Source organism: Ammoniphilus resinae, assembly GCF_017873965.1.
In the GTDB taxonomy this organism is placed as follows: Bacteria; Bacillota; Bacilli; order Aneurinibacillales; family RAOX-1; genus Ammoniphilus_A; species Ammoniphilus_A resinae.
In genome coordinates, this window is sequence record NZ_JAGGKT010000003.1 from 214,476 (window position 1) to 232,048 (window position 17,573).

Annotated in this window: 16 protein-coding genes; 14 read left to right on the plus strand and 2 right to left on the minus strand. The window is 42.6% G+C overall.

Going from position 1 to position 17,573, the window contains the following annotated elements; translation table 11 throughout:
• Nucleotides 1–13: 13 nt before the first annotated feature.
• Entirely contained in the window at nucleotides 14–1,426 is a 1,413-nt protein-coding gene (locus J2Z37_RS08200; protein WP_342453797.1) for an amidase, read from the plus strand.
• Nucleotides 1,427–1,816: 390 nt separating this feature from the next.
• On the opposite strand, the gene J2Z37_RS08205 is transcribed toward J2Z37_RS08200, so the two are convergent.
• Nucleotides 1,817–2,356 (minus strand): anti-sigma factor, encoded by a 540-nt coding sequence (locus J2Z37_RS08205; protein WP_342453801.1) that lies wholly within the window; start codon nucleotides 2,354–2,356, stop codon nucleotides 1,817–1,819.
• On the opposite strand from J2Z37_RS08205, the gene J2Z37_RS25785 reads away from it, so the two are divergent.
• Nucleotides 2,302–2,436, plus strand: a complete 135-nt coding sequence (locus J2Z37_RS25785; RefSeq protein ID WP_280922185.1) for a hypothetical protein — start codon at nucleotides 2,302–2,304, stop codon at nucleotides 2,434–2,436. The two genes, J2Z37_RS08205 and J2Z37_RS25785, sit on opposite strands and share 55 nt — an antisense overlap.
• 92 nt (nucleotides 2,437–2,528) lie before the next feature.
• Here J2Z37_RS25785 and J2Z37_RS08210 read toward each other — a convergent pair whose 3' ends face one another.
• A complete protein-coding gene (locus tag J2Z37_RS08210) occupies nucleotides 2,529–3,125 on the minus strand; it encodes an RNA polymerase sigma factor (protein ID WP_209809761.1) in 597 nt (198 codons plus the stop codon).
• A gap of 165 nt (nucleotides 3,126–3,290) precedes the next feature.
• On the opposite strand from J2Z37_RS08210, the gene J2Z37_RS08215 reads away from it, so the two are divergent.
• From J2Z37_RS08215 to J2Z37_RS08275, 12 genes are all read left to right on the plus strand, one after another.
• Complete coding sequence (locus J2Z37_RS08215; RefSeq protein WP_209809762.1) at nucleotides 3,291–4,442, plus strand: COG1470 family protein; 1,152 nt, start codon at nucleotides 3,291–3,293, stop codon at nucleotides 4,440–4,442.
• 3 nt (nucleotides 4,443–4,445) lie between these two features.
• Nucleotides 4,446–5,390, plus strand: a complete 945-nt coding sequence (locus J2Z37_RS08220) for an ABC transporter ATP-binding protein (RefSeq protein ID WP_209809763.1) — start codon at nucleotides 4,446–4,448, stop codon at nucleotides 5,388–5,390.
• A 29-nt stretch (nucleotides 5,391–5,419) separates the two neighbouring features.
• Nucleotides 5,420–6,346 (plus strand): ABC transporter permease, encoded by a 927-nt coding sequence (locus J2Z37_RS08225; RefSeq protein WP_209809839.1) that lies wholly within the window; start codon nucleotides 5,420–5,422, stop codon nucleotides 6,344–6,346.
• Between the two features lie 333 nt (nucleotides 6,347–6,679).
• On the plus strand, nucleotides 6,680–7,909 hold the full coding sequence (locus tag J2Z37_RS08230) for an MFS transporter (protein WP_209809764.1): 1,230 nt from the start codon (nucleotides 6,680–6,682) through the stop codon (nucleotides 7,907–7,909).
• A gap of 56 nt (nucleotides 7,910–7,965) precedes the next feature.
• Nucleotides 7,966–9,804: a glutamine--fructose-6-phosphate transaminase (isomerizing) gene (gene glmS, locus J2Z37_RS08235; RefSeq protein ID WP_209809765.1), complete on the plus strand. Its 1,839-nt coding sequence runs from the start codon at nucleotides 7,966–7,968 to the stop codon at nucleotides 9,802–9,804.
• Nucleotides 9,805–9,903: 99 nt separating this feature from the next.
• Nucleotides 9,904–10,554: a spore cortex-lytic enzyme gene (gene sleB, locus J2Z37_RS08240; RefSeq protein ID WP_209809766.1), complete on the plus strand. Its 651-nt coding sequence runs from the start codon at nucleotides 9,904–9,906 to the stop codon at nucleotides 10,552–10,554.
• A 189-nt stretch (nucleotides 10,555–10,743) separates the two neighbouring features.
• Complete coding sequence (locus J2Z37_RS08245) at nucleotides 10,744–11,403, plus strand: futalosine hydrolase (RefSeq protein WP_209809767.1); 660 nt, start codon at nucleotides 10,744–10,746, stop codon at nucleotides 11,401–11,403.
• Between the two features lie 5 nt (nucleotides 11,404–11,408).
• Nucleotides 11,409–12,236 carry a 1,4-dihydroxy-6-naphtoate synthase gene (locus J2Z37_RS08250; RefSeq protein WP_209809840.1) on the plus strand — a complete coding sequence of 276 codons (828 nt, stop codon included), beginning with the start codon at nucleotides 11,409–11,411 and terminating at the stop codon, nucleotides 12,234–12,236.
• Between the two features lie 511 nt (nucleotides 12,237–12,747).
• The gene (acsA, locus tag J2Z37_RS08255) at nucleotides 12,748–14,466 is read left to right on the plus strand and encodes an acetate--CoA ligase (RefSeq protein WP_425340313.1); all 1,719 of its coding nucleotides are present in this window, start codon (nucleotides 12,748–12,750) and stop codon (nucleotides 14,464–14,466) included.
• 143 nt (nucleotides 14,467–14,609) lie between these two features.
• Nucleotides 14,610–15,533, plus strand: coding sequence for a cation diffusion facilitator family transporter (locus J2Z37_RS08260; RefSeq protein ID WP_209809769.1), 924 nt, complete (start codon nucleotides 14,610–14,612; stop codon nucleotides 15,531–15,533).
• Nucleotides 15,534–15,652: 119 nt separating this feature from the next.
• A complete protein-coding gene (locus J2Z37_RS25465) occupies nucleotides 15,653–16,117 on the plus strand; it encodes a PCYCGC motif-containing (lipo)protein (RefSeq protein WP_342453799.1) in 465 nt (154 codons plus the stop codon).
• Nucleotides 16,118–16,330: 213 nt separating this feature from the next.
• Nucleotides 16,331–17,467 (plus strand): cation:proton antiporter, encoded by a 1,137-nt coding sequence (locus J2Z37_RS08275; RefSeq protein WP_209809771.1) that lies wholly within the window; start codon nucleotides 16,331–16,333, stop codon nucleotides 17,465–17,467.
• Nucleotides 17,468–17,573: the final 106 nt, after the last annotated feature.

A 17,573-nucleotide genomic window follows, 5' to 3' on the forward strand; every position in this document is an offset into this window, starting at 1 on the left:
GGGGAGTTTACTCGTGGCACAAAAGGATCTCTTAGGAATGGATATCATGTCCCTTGCAAGGGCTTATCGGCAAAAGCAAGTAACACCTGTTGAGGTAACGCAGGCACTTCTGACAAGAATTCATGAAATGAATCCGAAACTCAACGCTTTTGTAACCTTGATGGAAGATGAGGCTATGGAAAAGGCGAAGCTCGCAGGGGAGGAGATCCGTAAGGGAAATTGGCAGGGTCCGCTGCATGGGGTTCCAATCGGATTAAAGGATTTAATTTATACAGCTGGCGTTCGCACAACGATGGGTTCAGAAATTTACAAGGATTTTATCCCTGATTATAATGCAACGGTGGTGGAGAAACTCGAGCAGAATGGGGCTATTATCATTGGAAAACTAAATACTCATGAATTTGCCTATGGACCAACTGGAGATATCTCCTGTTTCGGACCTGTTCATAATCCATATGATCTAGAACGGATGACTGGTGGGTCAAGTAGCGGATCGGGCGCGGCGGTTGCTGCTGGACTCTGTTTTGGGGCCCTTGGAACAGATACAGGGGGTTCCGTTCGGATTCCTTCTTCGGCATGTGGTATCGTTGGAATGAAAACGACTTTTGGTCGGGTAAGCAAGTATGGGGTTTTTCCTTTAGCTTATAGCTTGGACACTGTCGGTCCAATGACTCGTACAGTCCGCGATAATGCAATGATGCTTACAGCATTGGCAGGATATGATTCGTCTGATCCCTATTCGGCGGAACGGGGTGGAGAGGATTTCACTCGTAAATTAGGGAAGGGGGTTCAAGGAAAGGTTTTAGGAGTCCCAACAACGCTCTTCTATGATAGTCTAGATGACGAGGTCAGACAGCAGGTGGATAAGGCAATTCAAAAGTTTAAGGAAATGGGAGCGGAAATTCGTGAAGTGGATATTGACTTATCCCAGTTAGCCTGGGGACAGTTGATGACAATTCGCAGTGAAGCATATGCCGTCCATGCTGAGCACATGAGGGGAAAAGCGGATCAACTTCACCCTGATGTACGAATGAGATTGGAAGCTAGCAAGGAAACGATGGGATGGGAATATATAAAAGCACAAGAGGTGCGCCGGCAGATTATTCAGTCCATAAACAAGGTATTTGAAAAGGTAGAGGCCTTGATTGCACCAACCATAGCCGTGCTTCCTCCGAAAATCGGGCAAAGAGAAGTGGAGTTGAACGGACTTAAGGAACACGTCTATTCTGCTTTATTAAGGTTAAATGGTCCTGCAAACTTTTCCGGACTGCCCAGTATTTCTATTCCTTGTGGATTCTCGAAGTCAGGATTGCCTATTGGGATGCAATTGATTGGAAAGCATTTCAGCGAGGCTAATCTGTATCGGATTGCGGAGGCCATTGAAGAAGCCAGCTCGCTCCCCACCCTGAAATGGGATGTTGAATAAGGGGAAGGGAAATAACGGAAAGGTTTTCCGTTATTTTTGAAAATCCAATAAAATTAGGCTTAATAGAGGAAAATATTTCCGTTATTAAGCCTGTATACCCCATTTTAGACGCTACAACCGCTGAATAACGGAAGAGTTTTCCGTTATTCTTTTATTTTCAGATTAAAAATGAGGGTTAGCGGAAAATACTCCCGCTATTTTTATTTGAAAAGCCCTCTCATCTTTTCCGATTTCGGTTATGTTCCTTGATCGTTTTCAACATCGCTAATAGAAGAATGGCAAAAATAATGCCCACCCAGGCGAGGGTCTCTAAAATAAATTGCATCGAATCAATCCCTTATTATGCATAGGCAAACTTAAGACAATATATTCATACATTTGGGCAATATGTCAATAGATCCGATTCACCGGTTCTTCCTTTAGATCGACGAGCATCGCGTCAGGTGCAGTAGGCAGGTTGCTTCCCCCTTTTGGCTCGACAGTGACGGCAATGTTTTCGATTTGGGTGACATTAGGTGGTTGCACATAAAGCAAGCCCATTCCGTTTCTCCATTGGATCAGCCCCCCATTGGACCTCTCCCGATTGTAGATAATCCACACTTGATAATCCTTTTCAGAAATGGGCTGAATTCCATTAACTAAAAGCAACAGCTCATTTGATTCCGGATTGACCCATACATAACCCTTTACATTCCGGTGTTCTTTGGGCTTTACCTGGTATTGAACCGTTTTGGGATCCATCACAAAAGCCATTTCCTTCTTCATTTCCTCCTTGGGGGACATAAACAGGCCTTTCAGCACTAATCCGGATATCAGTAAAAGACATAGGGCTGCTGCCGTGAACGCTAGTTTTTTAGAGCGGAAGGAGAAGAGCCTTGATCGTAGCAGGAATTTCATTTTCAGTTTTCTTTTTAGCGCAAGTGGAGGCATGGCGTGAAACGATTCATTCGATCTTGATGGTAAAGTTTGCTTCCACTCCGAGATTCTATCTTGACAAGATAAGCAAGTAGAAAAGTGTTGATGCAGTGTTTCCCTATCCTGCCCCTCGATATAACCTAGTAAATAATCTATGATTTTTTGTTCCCCTATAGGGCAGGGCGTATTATTCATGCTTTTGCACCCCCTTGGATTCAATCCATCCCAAATGATTTAACTGTTTTCGTAGATTATTCAAACCATATCGAATGAGCGATTTTACTGTTCCGAGCGGGCGATTCATCGTTTCCGAAAGTTCTTTCTGCGTCTGTGCTTCATAGTAAGCTCCGATTAGTGCAGATTGTTGATCCTCAGGGATTTGCTTCATCGCCTTCCTCAGTACTTCACTTTCGATATTGGCAAGGACCTTTTCCTCCGTGGAAGGAGTGGAACGATATGTTTCCTGTGAAAGCCCAGTTACATCCACCGTGTCCCATGCATTCCTAGAACTTTTTCGGATCCGATCCAAACAGCGACTCCTTGTACGAACTGCTAACCAAGATTCTATGCTTCCACGCCCCGAATCAAATTGGTCGATTTTTTTTAAGGCCTCTAGGACCACATCGTGACTGATATCTTCTGCCTCCAACCGATCTCCCATCATTTTCAAAGCAATATGATAAATGAGCGGGACGTATCTTTCGTAGAATTGATCAAAAGCAGTAGCAGATCCTTGCTTGAGTCCTTGAAGAATCTCCTCCACCTCATTAGGTAGCCTTGGCATGTTACTCACCTCCAAAAGGGTGAAATCTTATATATACTTTTATCAAATTTTAAATCAGTTGAAAACCCTTTTCTAAAAACCGAAAAAATTTTAAAAAGGCGTAAATCCAAATGAAGATCTCTTTCGTACCTGAAGTAAGCCATTAAAAAAGAAAGGGGTTTATTCATGTCAATCATTCGATCTAAGTCCATTCATTTTCTTATTACTTTTCTTCTTCTGGGACTTTTTATCATGCCAACAACGAAGGCGGCGGAGGGGGTTATACTGTTTTCGCCATATACCGATATTTCGGTGACACCTGGTGAATCTATTCATTACTCGATTGATGTAATCAATAACAGCGGTTCTGTTCAGGACCTTGAGTTGGCAGTTGAGGGCCTTTCTAATCAATGGAAGCATGAATTGACGGCAGGCGGTTGGAAGATCCAACGAATCGCCGTGAAGCCAGATGATTCACAGACGGTTTCTTTGGATGTGGATGTGCCCTTGGAGGTGGAAAAAGGAACCTATAATTTTCATCTGATTGCACCAGGGAAAACATCTTTACCGTTTACGGTACACATCACAGAAGAGGGAACATTTAAAACAGAGTTTACAAGTGAACAGCCCAATATGGAGGGGCCATCCACCGGGGCGTTTAATTTTGAAACTACCCTACGTAATCGGACAGTGGAGAATCAGCTTTATTCGTTAACAGCGGATGCCCCGAAGGGTTGGGACATCCAGTTCAAAGTAGACAGTAAGCGTGTCACCTCTGTGAATGTGGAAGCAAATTCCACCAAGGATGTGGATGTTGAAATCGTTCCACCTGAAAACGTAAAGGCAGGATCTTATAAAATTCCCTTGAAAGCAGCTACCAATTCCACCTCAGCCCAGACGGAACTAGAAGTTGTTATCACTGGCACATATGATCTGAAGTTAAGTACACCAAGCGGTTTACTAAGCACCGATGTGACGGCCGGGGATGAAAGAAAACTGCAAGTGGAAGTAACCAATACGGGCTCCGCAAATTTGCGTGATATTGAATTGAAATCAGAGGCACCAGTTAATTGGGAGGTCACTTTTGAACCGAAAAAAATTGATGCTATAGAAGCGGGAAAATCAGCAGAAGTGACAGCGACGATTAAAGCTGATCAAAAGGCGATTGCAGGTGACTACGTCGTGAATATGACTGCTGAAACGGCTGAAGCTAGTTCAGATGCAGGGTTTCGGGTCGCTGTGAAAACATCTTTACTTTGGGGATGGGTCGGGATCCTGATTATATTGGGTGTGATCGGCGGCATGTACTATTTATTTAAAAAGTACGGAAGGAGATAAAACATGCTGGATCCAATCATCGAGCTTCAGGATTTAACCAAAAAATATGATCAGTTTATTGCTGTTAACAGGCTTTCTCTATCGATCCAAAAGGGCGAAGTATTCGGCTTGCTTGGACCGAACGGAGCTGGGAAGTCCACAACGATCCTGATGATGCTTGGGCTAAGTGAACCGACGTCGGGAAGTGTTCGGGTTTGTGGCATTAATTCAACAAGAGAACCCATTTTAGTAAAACAAAAGGTAGGATATCTACCAGATGATGTGGGGTTCTATGAGGATCTTACCGGATATGAAAATTTAATTTATACGGCAGAATTGAATCGGCTCTCTAAGGAAGAGGCAATCCGCCGGGCCAAAGAACTTCTGGCAAGGGTTGGATTGTCAGATGCAGCGGATAAAAAAGCGGGGGCCTATTCTCGGGGTATGAGGCAAAGGCTTGGGCTAGCTGATGTGTTAATTAAGCAACCTGAAGTGATCATTCTGGATGAACCAACACTAGGGATCGATCCTGCGGGAGTTAAGGAATTGCTGCAGCTCATCCAGCGATTAAGCAGGGACGAGGGGATAACCGTGTTATTATCTTCCCACCATTTGCATCAGGTTCAGCAGATTTGTGATCGTGTAGGGATTTTTGTCCAGGGAAGATTGCTTGCCGTAGGTGATGTTTCGGCCCTTTCTAGACAGCTTTTTGCAGAGGACCTCTTTATTCTTGAAGTAGGTGTGAAACAGCTGTCGCCTGATTTAATTGAACAGCTTATGCAAATAGATGATGTTACAAGTGTAAAGCAGAATAACGAATTGCTGTTTATTAGCTGCTCCCGGGATCTAACTGGAGAAATTGCGGAAACGATTGTAAGAAGTGGTGCCCGCTTAACTTATTTAAATCAAAAACAATATGGCCTGGATGAAATTTATCATCGTTATTTTGAAAGGGGGGAGGTTAAGTGAAAGCGAAATTAATAAGCCCATTCTGGGTTATGGTGCGCAAGGAGATGGCAGACCACATGCGCAGTTGGCGTTATAATCTCATGCTTTTGTTAATTGGGCTCACTTGTCTCGGGTCCCTTTACACAGCGATGATGAGCATCCGCGAGGCGGTACCGAAGGACCAGACACTAAACGCTTTTCTTTTTCTAAAGCTGTTTACCGTTTCAGATGGTACCCTTCCACCGTTTATCACTTTTATTGGCTTTTTAGGACCGCTACTAGGGATTTCATTAGGGTTTGATGCCGTTAATTCCGAGAGGAATAAGGGGACCTTAAGCCGCGTAATGGCACAGCCTATTCACCGCGATTTTTTAATTGGAGCTAAATTTGTGGGGGCCTTGATTCTCATTAGTATGATGTTTTTATCCCTGGGATTTTTGGTCATGGGGCTAGGGCTCCTGGCTATAGGGATTCCGCCAAGTGCTGAGGAATTTTTGAGGATGCTGCTGTTTTTGCTGCTCAGTATTATATATGTAGGGTTCTGGTTAAGTTTGGCGATCTTATTCTCAATTAAATTTCGTCAGTCGGCGACGTCAGCTCTTTCTAGTCTATCCATTTGGCTTTTTTTCAGTGTGTTCTTTACGATGCTTATTCAACTCATAGCCAATGCTACAGCACCTGTCAATGCCACAAATCCAAATGATATTTTGCAGCACCAACAGTTCATACAGGTCATCATGAGTCTTTCCCCCAGTCAACTGTTTAGCGAGGCGACGACAACATTATTGACTCCAACTGTGAGAAGCCTTGGGCCCCTTACGTTGGAGCAGGTATATGGGGCGATTCCAAGTCCATTGCCGCTTGGTCAGAGTATGTTATTGATCTGGCCGCAGGTAACCGGAATGATTGCTGCGACATTAGTCTGTTTTGGCATCTCTTATGCTTATTTTATGAGGCAGGAAATACGTTCGAGGTAAGAAAAGCTTTTGTTGAAGCCTTTCGAAGAAGATGTATCCATCACTAGTGGAAGCTTTTCATGCCGATAGGGGAGTAAATTCGAGGAGGTTTCACATTCCTATGCGGAAAAAAAAAAAGACCCTACTGGGTCTAAACTCTCAACGCTAAACGATTGAATTCCTTTAGCTAATTAGTATTATAGACGATTCATCAGGAAATAGCACCAGAAATAATTTCCCAAAAGGCAGTTTACTATTAAACTGCCCTTCCTTTTTTCTCTTCATTTGCCATCTGTATGATATAATGATTTTACAGAAATAAACATTTTTCATACAGGTGTGGAGGGGAAGTTCATGCAGGTGGCTGTTGCTTCAAAACCGGTTACCAGGCCTACGGTTTACCGGATCTTATTTGCGATTAGTTTTGTACATTTATTAAATGATGCGATGCAATCTGTGATTCCGGCTATTTTTCCCATATTGGAAAAATCGATGAACTTGTCTTTTGTAGAGCTTGGATGGATTTATTTTACTTTAAATATGACTTCGTCTGTTATGCAGCCGGTAGTTGGATGGTATACCGATAAACGGAGTTCGCCGTACATGCTTCCACTAGGCATGACCTTGTCACTGGTAGGGATGCTAGGCTTGGCCTTCGCGAATAATCTTGCTTATGTCATTTTGTGTGTCGTTTTTATTGGGCTAGGTTCTGCAGCGTTCCACCCCGAGGGGTCCCGTGTATCTTATATGGCGGCAGGAAACCGTAGAGGCTTGGCCCAATCGATTTATCAGGTTGGCGGCAACACTGGGCAATCACTAGCCCCAATCATGACAGCATTGATTTTTGTTCCTTTAGGACAATTTGGCGTCATTTGGTTTACTGCAGTGGCGGGTTTGGCCGTGATCGTGTTACTGTTTGTTTCTTCTTGGTATAGCCAAAGACTCGTTTATTTTCCACGAAAAACTAAAAATGTTAAGGAAAGAAAAATAGATCCAGCAAGAAAGAAACAGGTTACCACAGCCATTGTCCTTCTCGTCCTTATTGTATTTGGCCGCTCTTGGTTTGCTACAGGTATTTCTAATTACTATCAATTTTATCTAATTGAACATTATGGGTTGTCGATTGAAGGCGCACAGTACTATATCTTTGCCTTTTTATTGGCGGGGGTTGCTGGAACATTCTTTGGTGGTCCATTGGCAGATCGCTTTGGCAGAAGAAATTTGATCTTGTTTTCCATGCTTGGCTCGGCACCATTGGCGCTCTTGCTTCCACACGTAGATTTGATCTGGGTATATCCAATTTTTCTAGTTATGGGATTTATTCTTTTATCTAGCTTTTCCGTTAGTGTCGTTTATGCACAGGAGTTAATGCCAGGGAATATAGGTATGGTTTCAGGACTAATCGTTGGGCTTGGCTTCGGCCTGGGTGCCATTGGATCTGTTTTTTTAGGAAAGATGGCAGATGATCTTGGTTTATATTTTACGATGGTTTTCTGTAGTTTACTGCCATTATTAGGATTCGTTACATTATTTTTACCTTCTGATCAAAAACTAAAACAGTGGCAAGCTGAGGGCCAAAATTAGCCGTACCCGTAAGATTTGGCTATAATAGGCTTGTATATGTGAGAAGAGGTGGTACGATGAGTGGAATACTAGGCTATATGGGAAAAAGAAATGCTATCCCTATTTTATTAGAAGGCTTAGAGCAGTTGAGCTATCGAGGATATGACTCGGCGGGAATTGCTGTTTTTTCTGAGGAGAAGGAACTGCAAATTCGAAAAGCTGTGGGAAGGATTAACCAGCTTCGCAATTTTCTGTTGCACGAGCCTGTGAAACCGGGGAACTCGGGCATTGGTCATACCAGGTGGGCGACACACGGAGTGCCATCAATCACCAACTGTCATCCTTTGACTGGATGTGGGGAACAGTTTATCGTAGCCCATAACGGAATTATTGAAAATTTTCCTCAGTTAAGAAGAACCCTCTTGCAAGAGGGTCATATTTTTTCAACGGATACTGACACCGAAGTGATCCCACATTTACTTGAGAAGTATGATACCGGGGATTTGGAACAAACCATCCGTGAGATTCTTCCGCTGTTAAGGGGATCTTTTGCCTTGGCGATTATGTCCAAAGCCCAGCCCCAGGTGATTGTTGGGGTATCACAGGACAATCCATTGGTTGTTGGCTTTGGAAAAAGTGAATCCTTTTTAACCTCTGATATAACCGCTTTGTTACCTTATACAAGGGAAACATACCCAATAAAAAATGGTGAAATAGCGATACTAGAACCAGAAAAGGTAACCATTAAATCCACTGCTGGTGAGGTGCGGGAACCAAAGCGAACAATCGTTGAATGGAATGTGCAGGATGTCAGCCTTCAAGAATTTGAACATTACATGCTAAAAGAAATTACCGAACAGACAAAATCTGTGGAAGATACTTTAGCGGGACGAATCTCGGAAAAGGGAATTGTTCTCCCTGAATTGGACCCACTTTTGCTGGCTGGCAGTCTAAGTAAGATTACACGGGTTCATATCATTGCCAGCGGGACGTCTTATCATTCTGGAAGTATCGGGAAAAAAGTGATGGATCAGCTGTTAAACATCCCAGTCGAAACGTCCTATTCTTCCGAATTTCAATACGACCATCCGCCGTTAGATGAGCAGACCTTGATTATTGTTCTTAGTCAGTCGGGAGAAACGGCAGATACCTTGTCCGCATTACGAGAAGCTAAGCGTTTCCAAAGTCCGATTATTGCCATAACCAATACGCCTGGGAGTACGGTTTCCCGAAAAGCAGACAGTACGGTCTATACAAAAGCTGGTCCAGAATTGGCGGTGGCAACGACTAAGTCTTATACATGCCAAATTACCGTATTAATTATGCTAGCAATTTGGTTGGCAGAGAAGCTTGGAAGCAGGGATCTTCACCCCTTGCCAGAATTAATGACAGAATTAAAACGGCTCCCTGAATATGTAGATTCAACGCTTATTATGACACAAGACGCTATCGATCAGTTTGCCCAAGTTACTTATGATCAGGAGCATTTATTTTTAATCGGCCGCGGTTTAGATTATGTTTTGGCACTTGAGGGAGCATTGAAACTGCAGGAAGTGGCCTATATTCACGCTGATGCTTATGCAGCGGGGGAATTAAAGCATGGGACAATGGCCTTGATTACCCCAGGCGTTCCTGTTATTGCACTAGCCACGCAAAACCAGGTAATGGATAAATTAATTAGTAACATTAAGGAAGTAAAGGCAAGGGATGCTTTTGTGGTTGGGATTACAACCATCGGAGACGAACTGCTTTCAGAAGTCGTTGATCAGGTTTTATATATACCTAATTCCCATCCGTTCTTGATGCCGATTTTGGCTGCCATTCCTTTACAACTGTTGGCCTACTATTCCGGAACAGTACGGGGACATGACGTGGATCGACCCCGTAATTTGGCAAAGAGTCTAACTGTAGAATAAGGGCTTAAGTGTTACAAACTGCCTATTGTTCCAAATTGTTTGGATTGAGACCTTTCGGAGTGCCCTATATAATGGCATACAGAAAGGGGAATGACAAAGATGAAAAAACTTTACTTTTTCATATTAGCCATGACCGTTTTCGGTGCCATGATGGTCACTACAGGAAACCACACCTATGCAGCATCATCAACCATCCAGATGGGGAACAATAATGGCGATGTTTGGGATTTGCAATATCGTTTGAAAGTTCTTGGATATTATGATAGTACCGTTGATGGAGTTTACGGATGGCAGACCTGGCAAGCAGTTCGAAACTTCCAATCAGATTATGGAATAAAGATTGATGGCACTGTTGGTGCGCAAACGATGAATGTATTAAAAAAAGTATCTGTTAACCAAAATGAACTAGATATGTTAGCCCGGATGATACACGCGGAAGCGCGTGGAGAATTATACACCGGACAAGTGGCAGTAGGTGCTGTTATTATGAATCGTTTGAAATCACCACTGTTCCCGAATACCATGCAAGACGTTCTTTTCCAACGATTTGCCTTCAGTGCGATTGATGATGGGCAATATTGGAATAATGCTCCAAATGCAACTGCCTATCGGGCGGCTATGGATGCAGTAAGAGGATGGGACCCTACGAATGGGGCATTGTATTATTTTAACCCGAAGACAGCAACTTCCAGTTGGATATGGACCAGGCCACAACTAGTTTCCATTGGAAACCACACTTTTATGAAATAGAACAGCAAGGAGGGTGTCCCAATAGTGGTCGCCCTCTTTTTTACGTTTTGGAAAGTTGAGCTCGTTTAAATACCATCTGTTGAAGTAGACTAGGAGATGTGTTGTAAGAAGGAGAAGGAATTAAATCAACTTTTATAGTATAATTGGCCTGGATTCTGCTTATTGCTGAGAAAGGGGTAAATTATAGAAATGGATTCTGGACGTAGGCGCATTCTCATTATGACTGCCGTTTCAGAGGAAAGAGAGGCAGTTCTTCGAGGCATAAATGGGAAGCAGAATATTGATGTCATCCTTACGGGGGTCGGCCCCGTCAAAGCAGCAGCAAGTACGGCAAGGATCTTAGCGAAAAAAGATTACGATCTGGTGGTTTCCGCCGGAATTGCTGGAGGATTTAAGGAGATGGCTGAGATTGGTTCCCTGGTCGTCGCCAACAAGATCGTTTCTGCAGACTTGGGTGCCGAGGGTCCGGAAGGGTTCTTAAGTTTAGACCAGCTAGGATTTGGGGCTTCTACTACTGTTCCATGTGAAATGGAGCAGGTTGATCAATTGAGTCAAGTGTTAACAGCAGCTGGTCTTTCTGTTCATATCGGCCCTATCGTAACAGTTTCTACTGTTACAGGGTCAGATCTGACGGCAAAAGAAATGGTAGAACGTGTTCCAGGGGCTGTTGCTGAAGCAATGGAAGGATACGGCGTAGCGGTCGCTGCGAAGGAATATGGATTACCAGTGATGGAAGTGCGGGCGATCAGTAATTTGGTGGGTCCACGAGACCGATCTGCTTGGCGGATCAAAGAAGCGTTGACCGCGCTTGAAGTTGCAAGCCAAGTATTAGCGGAGGTGTTTTCATGAGTAAGATGAGTATTGCCTTTTCACCCTGTCCTAATGATACGTTTGTTTTTCACGCTTGGGCGCATGGACTGATTCCAGATGCTCCGGCACTTGATGTAACCTATGCCGATATAGATATTACCAATTACCTTGCAACCCAATCAGACAGTATGGATATTCTTAAAATATCTTATGCTGCGCTGCCATGGGTGCTGTCCGAATATGCCCTGCTTCCGTGCGGGGGAGCTCTCGGAAGAGGATGTGGTCCGCTACTTCTGACAAAGGGTGAGACAGACCCCCGGGAATTGTCTAAACTACGGGTAGCCATTCCAAGTGAGCGGTCAACTGCTTATCTTCTATTCAGACTTTGGGCGGCCCAGAAGGTTCCTGGAGGTGTAGGGGAAATTGTTATATTGCCTTTTGATCACATTATGCCAGCGGTTCGGGATGGACAAGTTGATGCTGGACTAGTGATTCATGAAGCGCGATTTACATATCCCTCTTATGGATTATCCCTTCTGGCAGACATGGGGGAATGGTGGGAAGAGGATACGAACTTACCCATCCCGCTCGGGGCGATTATTGCTCGCCGTTCCTTGGATTTGGACGCGATCGCCAGCTGGATCCGTTCCTCAGTGGAGTACGCCTGGGCAACCCCGGAAGTATCAAGAGAATACGTTATGAGTCATGCCCAGGAATTGTCACCGGAAGTAGCACAGGCACATATCAACCTTTATGTAAATGAGTTTACTGCAGATCTTGGCGAAAAAGGGTATGCCGCGATTAAGGCATTACTTGGTCGTTCGGCGGAGGAAGGTCTTGTGCCAAAGTTCGATTTGTCCTTGCTGCGTTAACGGAAATATTTTCTGTTAACGTATTAAAGCTGATATTCGATGATCTAGGGCTAATAGCGGAAGTTTTTTCCGCTATTTTTTTTTATGGTTAAATTTCCTATTGTAATGTGAAAAAATTTACAATAAGTCCACTCAGGGAAAGCCCTAAAAAATCCTCGGAAATAAAGGGTTTTGCTAATTAGATGGTAAAAAAAATCATTGACACAAAGCCGCCACATTCATTATTATTAAATTGTAACCGTTTACAGATCAATTAAATTCGACCGTTTGTATGAATGTTTCATACAATATATGTTGTTATCTTATCGTTTATCGTTTTTATTCTGATTATTAAATTTAATTTATCCATTATGTATTTTATTCTATAAAAAAGTTTGTGTAACAAGTGTAGAAGATAGCCGGGGACTTTTTGTACCAGCCACTGTTCTCTGTATTGACTAAAAAAACTCGGGGTGGAATCTATAAGGTCCCCCCAAGTCCAACTACAAAGGAGGCTATTACCATGAACCAAATGCTAAGCAATGTTCGAATTCCTGCTACAACAGGCCAATTTAACCTCAGAAATTATGAAGAGACCTATCAAAGTTTTGCTTGGAAAGATGTGGAGAAGGAATTTACCTGGCATCGCACGGGAAAAGTGAATGCTGCTTACGAAGCAATTGATCGTCATTGTGAGTTGGGAAGAGCGGAAAAAATAGCTTTACATTATTATGATAGCAGGCGGGAAGAATCCTATTCATTTCTGGATTTAAAGCGATTGTCCAATCGATTTGCGAACATACTAACTGATCTTGGGATTGTGAAAGGGGATCGTGTATTTATTTTCATGCCAAGATCACCAGAGTTATATGCCAGCTTCTTGGGAATTGTCAAGGTTGGAGCGATTATTGGTCCGTTGTTTGAAGCCTTTATGGAAGGGGCAGTAAGGGATCGTCTAGCGGACAGCGAGGCGGTAGCCATTGTTACAACCCCTGATTTGGCTAAGCGTATTCCGACAAAGGAATTGTCACATCTAAAGCATGTAATTGTATTTGGGGATGAATCTCAATTGGAAGACAATCAGTTACATTTTCAATCTCTTATGGATCATGCATCTGAGGAATTTGAACCAGTATGGGTGGACCGTGAAGACGGCATGTTGCTTCACTATACTTCTGGATCTACAGGAAAACCAAAGGGTGTTCTACATGTCCACAACGCAATGATCCAGCATTATCAAACGGCAAAATGGGTATTGGACTTGCAGGAAAATGATGTCTACTGGTGCACAGCTGATCCGGGGTGGGTGACTGGTACTTCTTATGGAATCTTTGGTCCTTGGCTCCATGGGGTAACGAATGTGATACGCGGTGGACGTTTTACACCAGATGATTGGTATTCTACACTTGAAAAATATAACGTTACTGTCTGGTACAGTGCTCCAACAGCTTTCCGCATGTTAATGGGGGCCGGGGATGAAATCGTAAAAAAATATAATTTGAGTTCCTTACGTCATGTTCTTAGTGTAGGAGAGCCGTTAAATCCGGAAGTGGTTCTTTGGGGGATGAAGGTATTCGAACACAGAATTCATGATACTTGGTGGATGACCGAAACGGGTGCACAGTTAATCTGTAATTACCCTTCGATGGATATCAAACCAGGCTCAATGGGAAAACCAATTCCTGGCGTTGTTGCAGCAATTATAGATGACGAAGGAAATATTCTTCCACCGAACCGGATGGGGAATTTAGCGATTAAGGTAGACTGGCCTTCGATGATGAGGAAAATTTGGAAGAACCCTGCAAAATACGATGAATATTTCAGATTGGATGGATGGTATACATCAGGAGATTCCGCATTCATGGACGAAGAAGGGTACTTTTGGTTCCAAGGGCGTGTTGATGATGTCATCAATACATCTGGAGAAAGAGTGGGCCCCTTTGAAGTAGAAAGTAAGCTAGTTGAACATCCTGCTGTCGCTGAAGCGGGGGTTATTGGCAAACCCGATCCGCTGCGTGGGGAAATTATTAAGGCATTTATTTCGTTAAGAGAAGGGTACCAGGTATCAGACGAATTGTTGAATGATATCAAGCAATTTGTAAAAAAAGGATTGTCAGCCCATGCAGCACCTCGTGAAATTGAAGTAAAAGATAAGTTGCCGAAAACGAGAAGCGGGAAAATTATGAGACGAGTGTTGAAAGCATGGGAATTAGGATTGCCAACAGGGGATCTATCCACAATGGAAGACTAAGATGCAAAGGGGAGAGCGAATTGCTTATCCCCTTTTTTTGGTATTTAAGTTTCCATTCTCCAACTTAATTGACTGTTGATTAAAAGGTTTAGTCTATGAAAAAACGTTTCTCTAGACCCACATGACCCTTGATTGATACAATAATGTTCATTGTAGGGGAAGGGGTGATTCTTTTGAAAAATGTCGAGAATGTGGAATTTGGCGCCTGGCTGAGTATAGCTGCCTATATTTCCTTATCGATTTTCAAATTAATCATCGGATATCTTACCGAATCAAAAGCATTAACAGCTGATGGATTGAATAATTCTACGGATATTTTCCTTTCTGTCGCGATCTTGATCGGAATCCGAATATCTAGGAAACCGCCGGATGCAAACCATACGTATGGGCATACCAAAGCTGAATCGATAGCATCTTTGGTTGCCTCTTTTATCATGGTGAGTGTCGGGTTTAATATTATGCTGAAATCTTTTCGACAGATTTTTTTAGGTTCAGAGATTACTATCCCGGATACGTTTGCTGCTTGGACAGCTGTTATTTGCGCAATCGTCATGTATTTCGTTTACCGCTATAATTATCGATTAGCTTTGCAAACCAAAAGCTCTGCTTTACTTTCTGCTGCAAAAGATAATCTTTCAGATGCATGGGTCAGTATTGGAGTGATGATTGGGATTATTGGTGCTCAGTTCGGTTTAATCTGGTTAGATCCGTTAGCAGCCTTAGTTGTCGGGATTTTAATTTGTAAAACAGCATGGACCATTTTTTGGGATTCAACCCATGTATTAACAGATGGGTTTGATGAGGAGGAATTGTTGCAATACACAAAGACCGTCATGCAAATAAAAGGGGTTAGGGTAGTAGAAAGTATGAGAGCCCGTAACCAAGGGTCTGAAATATTTGTTGATGTAGTCATTCATATTGATCCCGATATTAGTATTATTCAAGGGCATCTTATTTGCGATAAAATTGAAAAGATAATGAGAGAAAAACACGCGGTGTCCAATGTGCATATTCATATTGAACCTTATATAGAACAGTTGGAAATGAAAAGAGAATCCATTAAATAAAGGCGTGAAGTGTGATCAGGTATAATTGTTTGTCGTTTTTGTTAAAAGTGAAGATAGAAGTTGAAATTATGGTAGAATAGATTTTATGAATTTTACGCCAAAGAAGGGAGGCATCCCAAATGAAGAAATTTTTTCTGCTATCGTTTGCGGCCTTATTGCTTGCTACGGGATGCAGCGGGTCTAGTGAACCTGAGCAATTAGTATCCATGCCTGTGTTAAAATATGAAGTAGGAAGCAGCGACTGGACGGCTTTGAACGCATTTTCACCGGGCGAAAATGTTTTGGAGGCTTATCAATTTGCCGTTGATCACCCAGAAGTTTTGGATTATATGCCTTGCTATTGCGGTTGTTATGAATCAGACGGACACACGAGCAATACGCATTGCTTCGTTGACAAGGTAGAGGATAATGTTGCGGTTTTAGATAATATGGGACTTGGCTGAGGAATTTGTGTAGACATCGCCCGTGAGGCGAAACAGGAATTTGAAAAGGGGTCAGACCTTAAAACTATACGTGAGAATATTGATAAAAAATATGGAGGGAACGGTATAAAATCTACCCCAACACCGTTACCAAACACTTAAAATATTTCTTTACTCAAGGTTTTGAGTAGTGTATTATTAGCAATTGTCATTTCATATTGATTTACTTGGAGGAGTCTGTCACCTGGAGACTTCTCTGTCTTTTTTTAGGAGTCCTGAGGTTTAGGGCTCCTTTTTATTTTTTTTTTGGAAGGCCACAAGCTTTACTTATAAGAGAAACAAGGAGTGACACAATATAGAAGAGGAGTTGGAGCTATGTTGATTTTTGAATTAGCTATTATTTTGTTAGCTTCCAAATTGGCAGGGGAGCTAAGCGTTAAGTTAGGACAACCTTCTGTTTTAGGCAAACTGTTGATTGGAATTGTACTAGGACCTTCTGTATTAGGATTGGTTAATGATACAGAAATTCTAAGTGAGATCAGTCAGGTTGGGGTTATTTTACTCATGTTTATTGCTGGACTGGAAACAGATGTAGAGGAATTTAAACGGACCGGGAAAGCTTCGACATATGTAGGTGTGGCAGGAATTATCGTCCCCTTGATAGTTGGTTATTTAGCCGGGGAAATGATGAGCTTGTCTCACTTGGAGTCCTTATTTTTAGGGTTGTTACTTTCCGCGACTAGTGTTAGCATCTCTGTTCAAGCACTTAAAGAATTAGGGAAGTTAAAATCAAGGGAAGGAACGACGATCCTTGGTGCTGCTGTAATTGACGATATCTTGGTGATTATCGCCCTTGCTTTTGTGATGAGCCTTGCAGGTGGGGATGTGAACCTAGGAACTATTGTGCTAAAAAAAGTGATCTTTTTTGCAGTGGCACTCTTACTTGGATGGAAGGCAGTCCCTTGGTTATTAAAATTATTTGCGCCATTGCGTGTAACAGAGTCAATCGTTTCTGCCGGATTGATCCTTTGCTTTTTCTTCGCATATCTTGCAGAATATGCAGGCGTGGCAGCTATCATAGGCTCTTATATTGCAGGGGTATCCATCAGTTTGACTAATTATAAAGAGCAAGTATTTGAAAGGGTGGAAACTATAAGTTATTCTTTATTTGTACCCGTATTCTTTACATCCATTGGCGTTGCAGCAGAATTTACAGGGGTTTTTGAGCATTTGGGGTTAATTGGTTTTCTTAGTCTTTTAGCGATTTTGACGAAGCTTTTGGGTTCTGCAATTGGAGCGAAATTGGCGGGTTTTCAGTGGAAAAGCTCATTAGGGATTGGATCAGCCATGGTTTCACGTGGTGAGGTTGCTCTTATAATTGCTGCGATTGGCTTAGAAAGCAGTTTACTCACTCAAGAACTTTTTGCTGTTGTTGTTGTCGTTATTTTGGTGACGACCATTGTGACACCTCCTATGATGAAATTATTTTTATCAGAGAAAGAAAAGGCTTGACGGTAAGTGCGAAAGTGTTTATGATTAAATTAAGTTAAATAAGAGTTCCTTTAAAGGGGAGTAGCTAGGACAGCAAAGTCGTCATTTCGGGATCATGATCCTCGGC